Consider the following 14,765-nt stretch of genomic DNA (forward strand, 5'->3'; position numbering starts at 1 on the left):
ACCAGCTGGCGCCCGACGGACACGGCGAGCCGAAAGGGAGGGGGCAGCTCCAGGGGCGACCCGAACCCCACCGAGGCGAGGACACGGTAGGCGCCGCCGAGCGGAGTGCCGTACAGCGTGACCGCCGGTCCGTCGGGCGCCAGCTGGTCGACGAGGAGATACAACGGAACACCGGCCGCGGCATAGCCCGCCGCCTTGGTGCTCCGGTCGTGGTGAGCGGTGGCGGCGGAGGTGACCTCCACGACCAGTTCGGCCGCGCCGGCGGGAACGTAGTACTCGTCCTCGCCTTTCATGCCCCGCTCCGGCACCACCGCGAGATCCGGCACATACAGCTCCGAGCGGGCGGGACACGCCAGGGCCAGCCGCTGGTAGATGCCCCAGGACGCCGGGATCACCTCGTGCAGGCGCCTCTGTAGCGGCGCCTGCACGAGTGGATGGGCGACCGCGGAGTAGGGGGCCACGGTGACGAGTCCCTGGAGGATCTCCACTTTGCAGCCCTTGGGAGCGTCGGTCCGCTTCCAGACCCAGAGCAGTTCGTCCCACGCGCTCGCCGTCAGCGTGTAGTCGCCCTCGAACTCGTCCATGGGCCCATCACACACGCCGAACGGGACCGGCGGAGTTTCGCCGGTCCCGTTCACCCAGACGAGGGAACCGCAGGTCAGGCGATACGTTCCAGCACCACCGGCGTCGCCGAGAACTCGGTGCCCGGGGCGGCGATGTCGTAGGAGTCCGACACGGCCTCCAGGGCGTAGTCGAAGCGCTCGGGGGTGTCCGTGTGGAGGGTCAGCAGGGGCTGGCCCGCGGTGACGGTGTCGCCCGGCTTGGCGTGGAGTTCGATGCCGGCGGCGGCCTGCACCGGGTCCTCCTTGCGGGCGCGGCCCGCGCCGAGGCGCCAGGCGCCGATGCCGATGTCGTAGGCGTCCAGACGGGTCAGGACGCCCGAGGACGGAGCGGTGATCACGTGCTGCTCGCGGGAGGTGGGCAGCGCGGCGTCCGGGTCGCCGCCCTGGGCCGCGATCATCCGGCGCCAGGCGTCCATCGCCGAGCCGTCGGCCAGCGCCTTCGCCGGGTCGGCGTCCTTCAGGCCCGCCGCGTCCAGCATCTCCCGCGCCAGGGCGAGGGTCAGCTCGACGACGTCCGCGGGGCCGCCGCCCGCGAGGACCTCCACCGACTCGCGGACCTCCAGCGCGTTGCCCGCGGTGAGGCCGAGCGGGGTGGACATGTCGGTGAGAAGGGCGACCGTGCGGACACCGTGGTCGGTGCCCAGGCCCACCATGGTGGAGGCCAGCTCGCGGGCGTCCGCCAGGTTCTTCATGAACGCGCCGGTGCCGACCTTGACGTCCAGCACCAGCGAGCCCGTGCCCTCGGCGATCTTCTTGGACATGATGGAGGAGGCGATCAGCGGGATCGCCTCGACCGTCGCGGTGACGTCACGCAGGGCGTACAGCTTCTTGTCCGCGGGGGCGAGGCCGTCGCCCGCCGCGCAGATCACCGCGCCGACGCCGTCGAGCACGCTCAGCATCTCCTCGTTGGAGAGCAGCGCGCGCCAGCCGGGGATGGACTCCAGCTTGTCCAGGGTGCCGCCGGTGTGGCCGAGACCCCGGCCGGACAGCTGCGGCACGGCCGCGCCGCAGGCCGCGACCAGCGGGGCCAGCGGCAGAGTGATCTTGTCGCCGACGCCGCCGGTGGAGTGCTTGTCGGCGGTCGGGCGGGCCAGCGTGGAGAAGTCCATGCGCTCGCCGGAGGCGATCATGGCCGCCGTCCAGCGGGCGATCTCCCGCCGGTTCATGCCGTTGAGCAGGATCGCCATGGCGAGCGCGGACATCTGCTCGTCGGCGACCTCGCCGCGCGTGTACGCGTCGATGACCCAGTCGATCTGCGCGTCGGTCAGCTCGCCGCGGTCCCGCTTGGTGCGGATCACGGAGATGGCGTCCATGGCCATGGCTGATGGCTTCCTTCCGGGAGGTGCAAGGGGTACGGCCCCCCTGTGCGGATGCGCCAGGAGGGCCGTACGGAATTACTTGGTGAGATGGTCCGGGCCGAAGGCCTGGGGCAGCATCTCGGACAGCGGCAGGACGCCCGCGGGGGTGTCCAGGAGCAGGTCCGGACCGCCGAACTCGTAGAGCAGCTGACGGCAGCGCCCGCACGGCACGAGCAGCGAGCCCGCGCCGTCCACACAGGTGAAGTGCGTCAGACGGCCGCCACCCGTGCGCTGGAGCTGCGACACCAGGCCGCACTCGGCGCACAGGCCGAGGCCGTACGAGGCGTTCTCGACATTGCAGCCGGTGACGGTGCGGCCGTCGTCGACCAGCGCCGCCACGCCGACCGGGTAGCCGGAGTAGGGGGCGTAGGCGTGGGCCATCGCCTCCCGGGCCTCGGCGCGCAGCGCCTCCCAGTCGAATCCGGCCGCGTTCTCCGTCACTTGCCCTGGCCCTTCCGGTACCGCATGCCGTCCGCCTTCGGCATCCGCAGGCGCTGCGCGGACAGCGACAGCACCAGCAGCGTGACGACGTACGGCGTGGCGCCCACGAAGTCGCTCGGCACCTCGTCGGTGAACAGGTACCAGACCAGGACGGCCGCCGCCACGATCAGGCTGATCGCGCCGTGCCACGCGGCCTTGCGGTACACCTTCCAGGCTGCCAGGGCGACGAGCAGGACGACCAGCAGGAGCAGCAGCGCGTGCACGGTCGTACCGCCGTTGCGCAGCTGGAGGGCGTCGGAGTAACCGAACAGGCCCGCGCCCATGGCGAGGCCGCCCGGCCGCCAGTTGCCGAAGATCATCGCGGCGAGACCGATGTAGCCGCGGCCGCCGGTCTGGCCCTCCAGATAGGTGTGCGAGGTGACCAGCGCGAGGAAGGCGCCACCGAGGCCGGCGAGACCGCCGGAGACGGCCACGGCCGCGTACTTGTAGTTGTAGACGTTGACGCCGAGCGACTCCGCCGCGATCGGGTTCTCACCGCAGGAGCGCAGCCGCAGCCCGAAGGGGGTGCGCCACAGCAGCCACCAGCTGCCCACGAACAGCACCGCGGCCAGGATGGTCACCACGGACAGGTGGGTGACCAGGCCGCCGATGACGCCGGCGAGGTCGGAGACCAGGAACCAGTGGTGCTTCTCGATCGACTGGAGGCCGTCGGACAGACCGGGGATCGTGATGTCCGGCAGGGCGTCCACGGGCGGGGACTGCTTGGGGTTGCCGCCCGCGTTGGACGCGGCACCGCCGGTGAAGCTCAGCTTGGCGAGGTACTGGGTGGCACCGAGCGCGAGCAGGTTGAGCGCGACACCGGAGACGATGTGGTCGACGCCGAAGGTGATGGTGGCGACCGCGTGCACCAGACCGCCGAGGACACCGAAGCCGATGCCGCACAGCAGGCCGAGCCAGGGGCTGGACTGCCAGCCGGCCCAGCCGGCGCCGAAGGTGCCGAGGATCATCATGCCTTCGAGGCCGATGTTGACCACGCCGGCCCGCTCCGACCACAGACCGGCCAGACCGGCCAGGCCGATCGGTACGGCGAGCCCGAGGGCGGCGCTGACCTGGCCCGCGGAGTCCAGGTCCTGCGAGCCGGTGATCACCCGGACCGCGGCCAGGAGCAGCAGGCCGCCCGCGACCAGGAGCAGGATCTGGCCGAGGGAGCGGCTCGAACTCCTGGGCGCCGCGGCACCCGCGGCCTTGGGCGCCGCCGGCGGCGGCGTGTCGGTCATCGTGGCAGTCATCACGCCACCTCCAGCTTCTTCGTCGGGGCGGCGGCCTGGGCGGCGAGTTCGGCGCCGACCTTCTGCTGCTGGCGCTTGAGGCCGTAGCGGCGTACGACCTCGTAGGCGATCACGACGCACAGGACGATGACGCCCTGGATCACGCCGAGGATCTCCTTGTCGTAGCCCTGGAACTCCAGGTGGTTGGTGGTGCGCTCCAGGAAGCCCCACAGCAGGGCGCCGAGCGCGATGCCGATCGGGTTGTTGCGGCCGAGCAGCGCGATGGCGATGCCGGTGAAGGCGATGCCGGTCGGGAAGTCGCTGCTGAACTGGTAGCTCTCGTTGAGCAGGGTCGGCATGCCGATCAGACCGGCCGCCGCACCCGAGATGATCATGCTGGTGACGACCATCTTCTTCACCGACACACCGCTCGCGGTGGCCGCGCTCTCGGACTGGCCGACGGTGCGCAGGTCGTAGCCGAAGCGGGTGCGGCCGAGGACGAACCAGTAGGCGATGCCGACGATCGCGGCGATCACGATGAAGCCGTCCAGCTCACCGGCCGGACCGGCGTTGATCAGGAAGAAGTGCGAGGCCGACGGGAGCGGCTTGGTCGCGACGACGGTGCCGCCCTGGTAGAGATGGGCGAGCTTGCCGGGCTGGAGCAGGTAGCCGATGATCGCGGTGGCGATCGAGTTCAGCATGATCGTCGAGATGACCTCGCTGACGCCCCGGGTCACCTTGAGGACACCGGCGATGGCCGCCCACACGGCGCCGGTCGCCATGGCGCAGATCAGGATCAGCAGCATGGAGAGCCAGCCCGGCAGGGTCAGCGCCCCGCCGAGGACGGCGGCGAAGAACGCGGCGAGCCGGTACTGGCCGTCGACACCGATGTTGAACAGGTTCATCCGGAAGCCGATGGCCACCGAGACGCCCGCGAGGTAGTACGTGGTCGCCTTGTTGAGGATGTAGACCTGGCTGTCGCTGGCGAAGCCGTAGGTCATCATGTCGCTGAAGGCGGGGCCGGGGTTCTTGCCGGTCGCGAGGATCACCAGGGCGGTGATGACGAGCGCGGCGACGATCGCGAGCAGCGGGGCCGCGATGCCGAGGAGCAGCCGCTCCTTGTCGATCCGTGAGGTCAGCTTCTTCATCGGGCGTCGTCCTCTGCGTGCTCCAGGTGGCCGGTGGCCGCACCCGTCATGGCGGAGCCCAGCTCCTCGGGGGTGATGGTGGCGGGGTCGGCGTCGGCGACCAGGCGGCCGCGGTACATCACCCGCAGGGTGTCGGACAGGCCGATCAGCTCGTCCAGGTCGGCGGAGATCAGCAGCACGGCCAGGCCCTCGCGGCGGGCCTCGCGGATGTGGTCCCAGATGGCCGCCTGCGCGCCGACGTCCACACCGCGCGTGGGGTGGGCGGCGATGAGGAGCTTGGGGGCGTGGCTCATCTCGCGGCCGACGATCAGCTTCTGCTGGTTGCCGCCGGACAGCGAGGCCGCGGTGACGTCGATGCCGGGGGTGCGGACGTCGTACGAGGCCACGATCCGCTCGGTGTCGGCGCGGGCGGCCTTGTTGTCGAGCAGGAAGCCGCGGGAGTTGGGCTTCTCGGTGACGTGGCCGAGGATGCGGTTCTCCCACAGCGGGGCTTCCAGCAGCAGGCCGTGGCGGTGCCGGTCCTCGGGGATGTAGCCGATGCCGGCCTCGCGGCGCTGCCGGGTGGCGCGCTGTGAGATGTCGGCGCCGTCGAGGGTGATGGTCCCGGCGTCCGGGTGGCGCATGCCCATGATGGCCTCGACCAGCTCGGACTGGCCGTTGCCCTCCACACCGGCGATGCCGAGGACCTCGCCCTTGTGGATGGTCAGCGAGACCTTGTCGAGGATGACGCGCTCGATGCCGTCGAGGTCGGTCTGGCCCAGGTGCAGGCCCTCGATGGTGAGCATCGGGACGTCGGTGACCGTGGACTCCTCGGTCTCCGGGGTGGGCAGCTCGCTGCCGACCATCATCTCCGCGAGCTGGCGGGGGGTGGTGGAGGCCGGCTCGGCGGTGCCGACCGTCGTACCGCGCCGGATGACGGTGATCTCGTCGGCGACGGACAGCACCTCGCCCAGCTTGTGGGAGATGAAGATGACCGTGAGGCCCTCGGCCTTCAGCTCGCGCAGGTTGTCGAAGAGCGCGTCGACCTCCTGCGGTACGAGGACGGCGGTGGGCTCGTCGAGGATGAGGGTGCGGGCGCCGCGGTAGAGGACCTTGAGGATCTCCACGCGCTGGCGGTCGGCGACGCCCAGCTCCTCCACGAGGACGTCGGGGCGTACGTTCAGGCCGTACGCGTCGGAGATCTCCTTGATCTTCGCGCGGGCCTTGCCGCCGATGCCGTGGAGCTTCTCCGCGCCGAGGACGACGTTCTCCAGGACGGTGAGGTTGTCGGCGAGCATGAAGTGCTGGTGCACCATGCCGATGCCGAGGGCGATGGCGTCGCCGGGGTTGTTCAGGACGGCCCGCTCGCCGTCGATGGTGATGGTGCCCTCGTCCGGCTGCTGCATGCCGTAGAGGATCTTCATCAGGGTGGACTTGCCGGCGCCGTTCTCACCGCACAGGGCATGGACGGTGCCCTTGGCGACGGTGATGTCGATGTCGCGGTTGGCGACGACGCCGGGGAAACGCTTGGTGATGCCGCGCAGTTCGACGGCAGCGGGAGGGCTGGACGCGTTGATGGCGCACTCTCCTCGGGGAAAGGGGCTGCGTAAGGGGAGGGAGGGCAGGCGTCGGCGACGCTAGCGCGGCAACTCTTAGCTACACGCGTAGAGTTGACACATTGTTATGGCCCGGCGAAGGGAGCGCGAACGGCTCCCCGCGCCGAGCCGGGGTCCGGTCGGGGCCGGACCCTTACCTGCTGCTCAGGACGGATGCCTGGCACTCAGGTGGGATCAAGGGGTGGTCTTGACCTTGATCTTGCCGTCGACGATCTTCTGCTTCGCGGCGTCCAGCTTGGGCTGGATGTCCTTCAGGTAGCCACCGCTGGTGGCCAGGGAGACACCGCCCTTGGCGAGGGAGTACACGTTGTTGCCGGCGAGCGGCTTGCCGTTCTTGACGGACTGGATGAAGTCGAAGACACCGACGTCGACGTTCTTGACCGCGGAGGTCAGGATGGAGCTCTTGTACTTCTCCATGCCCGGGATGTTGTACTGGTCGGAGTCCACGCCGATCGCCCAGGCGCCCTTGACGCCGTTCACGGCCTCGATGGCGCCGGTGCCGGAGGAGCCGGCCGCCGTGTAGATGACGTCCGCGCCGTTGTCGAGCATGCCCTGCGCGGCCTGCTGGCCCTTGTCCGGGCTGGAGAAGCCGGAGGTGTCCTGGCCGTGGCTCAGGTACTGGACGTCGACCTTCACCTTGGGGTTGGTGTCGTGCACGCCCTGCACGTAACCGGCCTGGAACTTCTTGATCAGCGGGTTGTCGACACCGCCGATGAAGCCGATGTGGTTCTTCTTGGTCTTCAGCGCGGCGGCGACACCGGCCAGGTAGGAGCTCTGCTCCTCGGTGAAGGTGATGCTGTCGACGTTCTTGCCGTCCACGACCGAGTCGACGATGCCGAAGCTGGTCTTCGGGTACTTCGCGGCGATCTTCTGCACCGACGGGGCGTAGGCGTAACCCACGGCGACGATCGGGTTGTAACCGGCGTCCGCGAGGTCCTGGAGGCGCTGCTCGCGGTCGGGCTCGGTGTCCGAGGTCTTCGCGGTCAGCTCCTTGATGGAACCGCCGAACTGCTTCTCGGCCTTGTCGGCACCGCGCGCGGCGGAGTCGTTGAAGGACCGGTCACCACGGCCGCCGACGTCGTAGGCGAGACCGATCTTGATGCCGCCCTTCGCGCCGCCCGAGGAGGAAGAGCTGGCGTCGTCGGAGGACGTCTTGCCACACGCGGTGGCGGAAAGGGCGAGGGCTGCGGTGGCGAGACACGCAGCGGAAAGCTTGGCTACCCGGCGCACGGGAAGGCTCCTTCACCTGACCTGAGCGCCATGTCGGCGCTTGAGCCGAACACCCCGGCGGCGTCGGCTTCGCGGCATCGTAACGCGCGTAGATGTCGCAAAAAACCCTCTCTCGAAGCCGTTATCGATTCGAGGCAAACAGCATCTGAACTCGTTCTCCGAGTCCTCTCACACGGCTGTTGCGCACAGTGCACGATTGGCTTGCGAGTGTGTTGCGCCGGAGCGGGTGATCCCTTAGGGGCGGCGGGGGCGCCCGTCTCCACGGGGCACCCACCGCCCACGGGTCAGTCGTCGCTGTCGTCCAGGAACGCGGCCGCGGTGAACATCTCCACGCCGACCGTGATGGCGTGCTCGTCGGCGTCGAAGTCGCCCTGGTGCAGGTCGCGGACCGTGCGCTCGCCGGGGCGGCGGACGCCGAGGCGGGCCATGGCGCCGGGCACATGCTCCAGGTACCAGGAGAAGTCCTCGCCGCCGAGGCTCTGCTCGGTGCTCTCCACGGAGTCCCGGCCCCGGCGGGCGGCCATCGCGCGGCGCAGCAGTTCGGCGGAGCCCTTGTCGTTGACGACGGGCGGCACCCCTCGTACGTAGTTGATCTCCGACTTGGCCCGGTGCATGGTGGCGACCTCGTCGATGGCCGCGTGCACGATGTCGGGCGCCTGCCGCCAGGCCTCCAGGTCCAGGCAGCGCACGGTGCCGGAGAGCTCGGCGTGCTGCGGTACGACGTTCGGGGCGTGGCCCGACTCGATACGGCCCCAGGTGAGGGCGAGGCCGACGCGGGTGTCGACGCGGCGGGCGATCAGCGCGGGGACGTCGATGGCGACGCGGGCGGCGGCGGTGACCAGGTCGGTGGTCAGATGGGGGCGGGCGGTGTGGCCGCCGGGGCCGTCCAGCAGGACCTCCAGGCGGTCGCAGGCGCTGGTGATGGGCCCGTGCCGCAGCCCGACGCGGCCGGCGTCGACGCGGGGGTCGCAGTGCACGGCGAGGATCCGCCCGACGCCGTTGAGTACGCCGTCCTCGATGGCGCCGAGGGCACCGCCGGGCAGCACCTCCTCGGCGGGCTGGAAGATCAGCCGTACGGGGCGGGTGAGCAGCCCCTTCTCATGCAGGTCGGCGAGGACGAGGCCGGTGCCGAGCACGATGGTGGTGTGCATGTCGTGGCCGCAGGCGTGCGCGCGGTCGGGCACGGTGGAGCGGTACGGGCAGTCGGCCTTGGTGTCCGGGATGGGCAGCGCGTCGATATCGGCCCGCAGCGCCAGCACCGGCACATCGGGGCGCTCGCCCTCTTTCACACCGATGTCGCACACGAGCCCGGTTCCGGTGGCGAGGACACGGGGGTGCAGCCCGGCCTTCTCCAGCCGCTCCTTGATCGCGGCGGTCGTACGGAACTCCTGGTTGCCCAGCTCGGGGTGCATGTGCAAGTCGCGGCGGAAGGCGACGAGTTCGGCGTGCAGGGACTCGCTCAGCACGCCGGGGAGCGCATCCCCCGCGAGGCCGGACTCGGACTCTAGGGACATCAATTGCTTCACCCTCTGAAGGGTAGGACGCCCGGGTGGCCAACTGCCCCTGGATCAACAAAAGTTCAGCCCGTTAGGGGAAGAAAATCTGACCGCTGGACGCATGACTGTGGACTGTGATGGGTAAAACCACTTTTTTCTTCTTCCACGCATACCACGCCTTGCCCGACTCACGCTCGCCATGTCCACGAACCGGACCTCCACTCGGCCCACAGCCAGTAGGGTCGTGACGCGTGACCGAGACGAGCGAGGACTTCGTCGGAGCGACGCGCGGCTCGTACGACGCGATCGCCGAGGACTACGCGGCGCGGTACCCCTCCAGCCTGCTGCATCCGCTGGACCGGAGCCTGGTCACGGCCTTCGCGGAGCTGGCGCGGGGCGGTGCGCCGGTGGCCGACCTGGGGAGCGGGCCCGGTGGTGTCACCGCGCTGCTGCACGAGCTGGGGGTGCCGGCGTTCGGGATCGACCTCTCGCCCGAGATGGTGGCGCTGGCCCGCGAGGCCCACCCCCAACTGCGCTTCCACACGGGCTCGATGACGTCCCTGGACATCCCTTCCGCGTCCCTCGGCGGCATCCTGGCCCTCTACTCCACGATCCACGTCCCGGACGCCCACCTTCCCCGGGTCTTCGCCGAGTTCCACCGCACCCTGCGCCCCGGCTCCCCGGCCCTCCTCGCCTTCCAGACCCGCCACTCCGGCGAGCCGGTCCCCCATCTCCATCTCTCGGAACGCTTCGCCCAAAAGATCGCCCTCGACTACTACTGGCGCACCGCCGACCAGGTCATCGCCCTGCTGGTGGAGGCGGGGCTGGTCCTGACCGCGACCGTGCGCCGTGAGCCGATGGGCGAGGAGAGCAGGGCGAGGACGTTCATCCTGGCCAGGAGGCCGTAAGACGGCGAGGCGGTGGGTAGGGGTACGGCGTGGACGACAAGGACGAACGCCGGCAGTGGCTCATGGAGGTGCACGCGGAACGGGACCGCCTGTTGCCGCTGCGCTCCGAGGCCACCCGGACCACGATCGGCATGCTCCGCGGCAACGCGGCCCACGCCTCGCAACCCGACCTCGTGCCGTATCTGAACCTGACCTACCTGATGGCGGTCAAGGAGGGCCGCGGCGAGGACGAGCTGATGGCCTTCGCCCTGTCCCTGGCCAACTGGGCGGTCTCTGCCGTCGTCGACCTGGCACAGCACACGAACCGCACCGTGGAGCAGGTCCTCGACAGCTACGAGACGGCGATCATGGCGGCGGCGGAGGCGGAGGCCGACGAAGAGGACAGGGCGGACCAGGCGGACGAGGAACCGCCGTAGAACCGCCCGCCGCGGGGCTCAAGGCCGGCTGCGGAAGCAGTCGGAGACCACCGTGACCTCGATCATGGAGGAGCGCTTGCTGTCGGCGGGCTCCAGCCAGAGGCGCAGGTCCGCGGAGAGGTGGCCGTCGGCGGAGTTGGCGACGATCTGCGGGAGCTTCGCGCGGCTCTTGTCGGGGCCGTCCTTGACGATCTTCCAGCCCCTGGCCGGCAGCTGTGCGCGCACACGGTCCATGGCCTGTTCGAGATCGGCGCCCGGCACGTCGTAGACGCTCCAGGGATGGCGCAGACGGTGCACCTCGTCCCCCTCCGGGTACGCCGTGCACGGGGTGGACACCGCACCCGACCGGGTGATCCTGCCCTTCACCGCCAGGATGTCGAGGATCTCGCTGGAGGCCCGCTCCACGCCCTGCTTGACGGCCCGCTCATCGCGGACGTCGGCCTTCTTCTCGTCCTTCTCGTGGTCCACCTGAGAGCAGCCTCCCAAGATCATGGCGGCCAGAGCCGCGCTCGCTGCGGTCGCGCTTGTCCTATTCAAGGGTCACCTTGTCGTACTGGCCCGCGATCACGAGGGCCTGATTGCGCAGGCTCGTCGAGCCCTCGTCCCAGAAGGCGCCGTGGTCCTCGGCGTCCGATTCCATGATGCTGGCGCCGAACTCGGGGTCCGTGGGAATCGTCCAGTCGTCCCCGAGGCCGGCGAGGTACTTGCCGCCGATCCGCACCCCCGCGTCGTTGCCGCCGCCCTTCTCGGCCCACATGTGTCCCTGGGGAATGCCGAGGTCGGCGGCGTGCTTCGCCTGCATGCCGGGGCTGCCCACCGCGATGACGTCGTCCACCGGCAGCGCGCCCTCGGGCCAGATCCGGGACTTCGCCGCGTCACCGATCAGCGTGGTGCCGTAGCTGTGCCCCGTCAGGGTGATGTGTCCCAGGTCGCCGTTCCCGGACACGCTCCGGCGGGCTTCGAGGTTGCCGTCGAGATAGTGGGACAGGCCCGGCCCGCCTTTCTCCGCGTATCTGTCGAACATCGCCTCCGGAAACAGACCGCCGCCCTTCTCGAAAGGCTTCGCCTGCAGCGGGGCGTCGTAATCGAACCAGGTGATGGTGGCGACCTTCTGCCCCTGCGCGTAGCGGTCGGACTCGTGCCACAGGGTCTCGCCGCGGCCGAGGTCGCCACCGATGTCCTTCAGGAGGGTCCCGGTACCGGGGACGTAGATGCCGGTGTGGTCGGCGGTGTCGGGGTTCCCGTTGGCGAGGATGACCTTGCCGTCATGACCCTTGCCCTCGGGAGAGAAGCCGATCAGGTAGGCCTCGGGCAGACCGTCGGTGCCCGTCCGGTCGAAGCGGTCCTGGATCAAGTCCATTCCATGGATACGGCCTTGGAGGTCCTGCCGCCTCTTGTCCCACTCCTTCCACTCCTCGGTCTCCACGAACGCGCCCTTCACCTCCAGCCCGGTGATCGGGCTGATGTAGGGGCGGTAGTGCTCGGGCTCCTTCTTCGTCCAGGCGTCGAGCTTGTCCTGGTAGGCGCCCCTGCTCTCGGCCAGTACGACACGGTTGGCCTCGTCCCGCACGCTCGCGGGGAGCCCGTCCATGGCGCCGATGGACTCGGGACGCAGGGAGAGGTAGGCCGACCTCTGCTCGTCCGACAGGCCCGACCACCACTCGGCGACCTCCGCGGGATCGCCGCTCCTGGGCGGCTTCGGAAGCGAACGGACGTAGGCGTCGGCGCCTTTCGCGACCTCCCTGGTGTCGTCACCGACGTCGGTCCAGTCCCGGTCCGTCACCACCAGATCGTCGTCCGCCTTCAACGCCCGCAGTTTCGGGGCCCACTTGGCGTCCGCGTCCGTGGCTTCCTTCAGGGCGTCGCCGATGCGGTCGGCGAGCTCGACGGCCTTGCCGAAGTTGGGGTTGGGATGAAGGTTGACGGCCTGGCGTTCCAGTGCGGAGGCCGTCGGGTCCTTGATGCCGGTGCCGACGGCCACGCTGCCGCCCTCGGGCACCTTGCCGTCGACCTCCTTCCCGCCCGCCGGGAAGGTGACCGAGCCGTCCGCTCCCACCGTGCACCCCGCCGCGTCGGCGTCCGCCAAGGCCGCCGTCAGCTTGCGCTTGGCCGCGGCCATGTCGAGGGCGAAGGCGTTCAGCGCGGTGCCGGCCAGCGCGCACTCGGTCTGGACATAGTGGAAGTTCCTGCCCAGTTCCTTCAGTTCGCGCAGCGCGGCGTCCACAGCCTTGCCTTCCAGCTGGTTGCGGATGCTCGCGCGAACGCCGCTCTCGACCGCGTCCTTGGCCGCGCTCGCCGCATCGCTCGCGGCCTGGAAGCCGTCCGCGGCCTCCTCGTACTCGGCCGGTTCGAGGGCCTTCAGGGTCGCCAGGTCCACGGCCGCGTCACCGGTCCTGCGCCTGGCCGCCGACGGCCTCGGTGTCGACGTACTTGGCCTTGATCTTGTCCAGCGCGGCCTTCACCTCGCCGTCGGTCATCGCCAGGTCGCGGCCCGCGCGCTCCAGCAGCCCACCGAGGTCTCCGCAACGGCCGTTGACATCGCCGACGTACTTCTTCCAGGAGTCGTACAACTCCTTCTGCGCCGCGGCGGACCGGCAACCGGCCGGGTCACCCAGCCCGGACTGCCCGTCCGCCAGCCTTCCGAGCGCCTTGCCCAGGCCGTCCTGCAACCCCTTGGTGTCCTCGCCGACCTTCGTCCAGACCTTCTTGTCCGACTTCAGGCCGTCGGCCGTGTCTCCGCCGGTTCCGGCGGGCAGCGTCTGGTTCAACCGCATACCGGTGCCGCCGCGGCTCGCGGCATCCGCCTTCAACTGCTCCCACTCGTCCCAGGACACGCCTGTGACCCTCCCCGTTTCCCCGTGCGCCGGCAGGGCGCGCCGGCCCCGCCATGCTTCCCGGGAAACAGGTAAGAAATCAAATCAAACTCTTACCTTGAGGGGCTACGCCAGGCTCACCGAGGTCAGCCGGTGGACGTCCCGGGCCGTTCCCGTCACGCCCGACAGGAAGCCCTGGGCGCGGGGGGAGGCGTTCTCCGTCAGCCAGGCGGGGTCGATGTCGCAGACCGCGACGCGGACGCCGGTGCCGGCCAGGGCCAGCGGGAGGGTGTGGACGACGGTGGAGGGGAAGCTGAGGATCGTACGGCCGATGGGGCCGCGGCGGGCGATCAGTTCCAGCGGGAGGTCGGGACGGACGATCTCCAAACCGGTCTCCTTGGCCAGCCGGTGCAGTTTCTCCGTGCTCTCGCGGCGGTGGGCGAAGTAACGGGTGGTGCCGTGGGCCTTGGCCAGGGTGCGGACGGCCTCCAGGTAGGAGTCGCCGTCGACCACACCCGTCTCCACCAGGGACGTGCCCACCATGTCGGCGCCCTTGGTGATGCGCGGCGGCCCGAAGCGGGCCCTCGTCCAGGAGAAGTCGTTGGCCGTGACCGTGACCCCGTCGGGAGTCTCGTGCACCGGCATCGAGGAGAAGACCTCCACCCGGCGGCGCGCGCTGGGCGTCAGCCGGCGGCGGGCCGAGGAGGACACCGGCGCGAAGAGCAGATCGCGGGGGCCGGGGCGGCCGCCCTTGCGGTGCCAGCGCACCAGGCGTTCGCCCCGGGCGAGTTGGGCGACGAACTCCATCGTCGCGGTGCCGTCGTCCACCACCACCAGGTCGCGCGCCCGGGTGATGGTCAGCAGCAGCTGGACGTAGCGGGAGAAGGGGTCGCCCATGACCACGCGGTCGGCGCGGCGGAGCAGGCCGCTGAGGCCGCCGATGGTGGCGAAGGGCGCGGTCGGGCCGCCGCGGGCCTCTTCCCAGCGCACCCGGTAGCCCTCGTCCCGGGCCAGGTCGGCCATGCGACGCAGCTGGCCCCGGGTCATGGGGTCGGTCGGGGCGAGTACGACGACCGTCAGCTCCGCGTCGGCCGGTGCGGCCGTGGCGCCGGCCACCGTCCGCCGCACCTGCGCGGGAACGGAGGAGAGCGGCCCGGAGGCCGGTACGGAGGCCGGTACAGGGGGCGCGCCCGACGCCGACGTAGACGACGTAGAGGACGTAGACGACATCGACGACGCAGACGGTGACGCCGCCGCCGGGTCGGCGTCACCGTCCGACGGACCGGAGCCGGAAGGACCGGACCCCGACAGACCCGAGCCGGACAGTCCGAAGCCGGACGGCCCGGAGACAGGCGAGCCCGAGCCGGACGGACCGGAGACAGACGCCCCCGAGCCGGGCAGGCCCGTGCCTGAGACACCCGAGTCCGGCAGACCGGAGGCGGACAGGCCGGAGCCGGGCAGGCCGGTCG

At 70.3% G+C, this 14,765-nt stretch carries 14 protein-coding genes and 1 pseudogene; 3 read left to right on the forward strand and 12 right to left on the reverse strand.

The features are described from left to right. The 8 genes from CCN72_RS15755 to CCN72_RS15790 form a co-directional block, all read right to left on the reverse strand. A partial coding sequence (locus tag CCN72_RS15755; RefSeq protein ID WP_107430110.1) for a Uma2 family endonuclease occupies positions 1 to 584 on the reverse strand: 584 nt, incomplete at its 3' end. A gap of 74 nt (positions 585 to 658) precedes the next feature. Then, on the reverse strand, positions 659 to 1,942 hold the full coding sequence (locus tag CCN72_RS15760) for a thymidine phosphorylase (RefSeq protein ID WP_086808058.1): 1,284 nt from the start codon (positions 1,940 to 1,942) through the stop codon (positions 659 to 661). Positions 1,943 to 2,017: 75 nt separating this feature from the next. After that, on the reverse strand, positions 2,018 to 2,422 hold the full coding sequence (locus tag CCN72_RS15765; protein ID WP_086808059.1) for a cytidine deaminase: 405 nt from the start codon (positions 2,420 to 2,422) through the stop codon (positions 2,018 to 2,020). Continuing rightward, the gene (locus tag CCN72_RS15770; protein ID WP_086808060.1) at positions 2,419 to 3,711 is read right to left on the reverse strand and encodes an ABC transporter permease; all 1,293 of its coding nucleotides are present in this window, start codon (positions 3,709 to 3,711) and stop codon (positions 2,419 to 2,421) included. Before CCN72_RS15770 ends, CCN72_RS15765 begins: the two co-directional genes overlap by 4 nt. Then, complete coding sequence (locus CCN72_RS15775; protein WP_037656079.1) at positions 3,711 to 4,838, reverse strand: ABC transporter permease; 1,128 nt, start codon at positions 4,836 to 4,838, stop codon at positions 3,711 to 3,713. The genes CCN72_RS15770 and CCN72_RS15775 overlap by 1 nt, the downstream gene beginning before the upstream one ends. Then, positions 4,835 to 6,394 (reverse strand): ABC transporter ATP-binding protein, encoded by a 1,560-nt coding sequence (locus tag CCN72_RS15780; RefSeq protein ID WP_086808061.1) that lies wholly within the window; start codon positions 6,392 to 6,394, stop codon positions 4,835 to 4,837. Before CCN72_RS15780 ends, CCN72_RS15775 begins: the two co-directional genes overlap by 4 nt. A 213-nt stretch (positions 6,395 to 6,607) precedes the next feature. Further along, entirely contained in the window at positions 6,608 to 7,663 is a 1,056-nt protein-coding gene (locus tag CCN72_RS15785; RefSeq protein ID WP_086808062.1) for a BMP family lipoprotein, read from the reverse strand. Between the two features lie 284 nt (positions 7,664 to 7,947). Further along, a complete protein-coding gene (locus CCN72_RS15790; RefSeq protein WP_208638013.1) occupies positions 7,948 to 9,177 on the reverse strand; it encodes an amidohydrolase in 1,230 nt (409 codons plus the stop codon). Between the two features lie 233 nt (positions 9,178 to 9,410). Between CCN72_RS15790 and CCN72_RS15795 the strand changes: the two genes are divergently transcribed. Both CCN72_RS15795 and CCN72_RS15800 read left to right on the forward strand, forming a co-directional pair. Then, positions 9,411 to 10,067 (forward strand): class I SAM-dependent methyltransferase, encoded by a 657-nt coding sequence (locus tag CCN72_RS15795; protein WP_086808063.1) that lies wholly within the window; start codon positions 9,411 to 9,413, stop codon positions 10,065 to 10,067. Positions 10,068 to 10,096: 29 nt separating this feature from the next. Further along, positions 10,097 to 10,483 carry a hypothetical protein gene (locus CCN72_RS15800; RefSeq protein WP_233534101.1) on the forward strand — a complete coding sequence of 129 codons (387 nt, stop codon included), beginning with the start codon at positions 10,097 to 10,099 and terminating at the stop codon, positions 10,481 to 10,483. An 18-nt stretch (positions 10,484 to 10,501) separates the two neighbouring features. Here CCN72_RS15800 and CCN72_RS15805 read toward each other — a convergent pair whose 3' ends face one another. The 4 genes from CCN72_RS15805 to CCN72_RS15820 form a co-directional block, all read right to left on the reverse strand. Beyond that, complete coding sequence (locus tag CCN72_RS15805; protein WP_086808064.1) at positions 10,502 to 10,951, reverse strand: hypothetical protein; 450 nt, start codon at positions 10,949 to 10,951, stop codon at positions 10,502 to 10,504. A gap of 61 nt (positions 10,952 to 11,012) precedes the next feature. Then, positions 11,013 to 12,860 carry an alpha/beta hydrolase gene (locus CCN72_RS15810; protein WP_086808065.1) on the reverse strand — a complete coding sequence of 616 codons (1,848 nt, stop codon included), beginning with the start codon at positions 12,858 to 12,860 and terminating at the stop codon, positions 11,013 to 11,015. Positions 12,861 to 12,867: 7 nt separating this feature from the next. After that, positions 12,868 to 13,317, reverse strand: a complete 450-nt coding sequence (locus CCN72_RS15815; protein ID WP_086808066.1) for a hypothetical protein — start codon at positions 13,315 to 13,317, stop codon at positions 12,868 to 12,870. Between the two features lie 105 nt (positions 13,318 to 13,422). Continuing rightward, on the reverse strand, positions 13,423 to 14,424 hold the full coding sequence (locus CCN72_RS15820; protein ID WP_425276151.1) for a hypothetical protein: 1,002 nt from the start codon (positions 14,422 to 14,424) through the stop codon (positions 13,423 to 13,425). On the opposite strand from CCN72_RS15820, the pseudogene CCN72_RS41685 reads away from it, so the two are divergent. Then, positions 14,399 to 14,765 (forward strand): annotated as a pseudogene (locus CCN72_RS41685) (hypothetical protein); the annotation flags it as partial. The gene CCN72_RS15820 and the pseudogene CCN72_RS41685 sit on opposite strands and share 26 nt — an antisense overlap.

This window comes from Streptomyces murinus, from assembly GCF_002154555.1.
Classification (GTDB): domain Bacteria; phylum Actinomycetota; class Actinomycetes; order Streptomycetales; family Streptomycetaceae; genus Streptomyces; species Streptomyces murinus.

What these genes read in the sequence shown, in the direction of transcription:
- CCN72_RS15760 (WP_086808058.1), bottom strand. Translation starts at nt 1,942, where the DNA reads ATGGCCATGGACGCCATCTCCGTGATCCGCACCAAGCGGGACCGCGGC.
- CCN72_RS15770 (WP_086808060.1), bottom strand. Translation starts at nt 3,711, where the DNA reads ATGACTGCCACGATGACCGACACGCCGCCGCCGGCGGCGCCCAAGGCC.
- CCN72_RS15775 (WP_037656079.1), bottom strand. Translation starts at nt 4,838, where the DNA reads ATGAAGAAGCTGACCTCACGGATCGACAAGGAGCGGCTGCTCCTCGGC.
- CCN72_RS15790 (WP_208638013.1), bottom strand. Translation starts at nt 9,177, where the DNA reads ATGTCCCTAGAGTCCGAGTCCGGCCTCGCGGGGGATGCGCTCCCCGGC.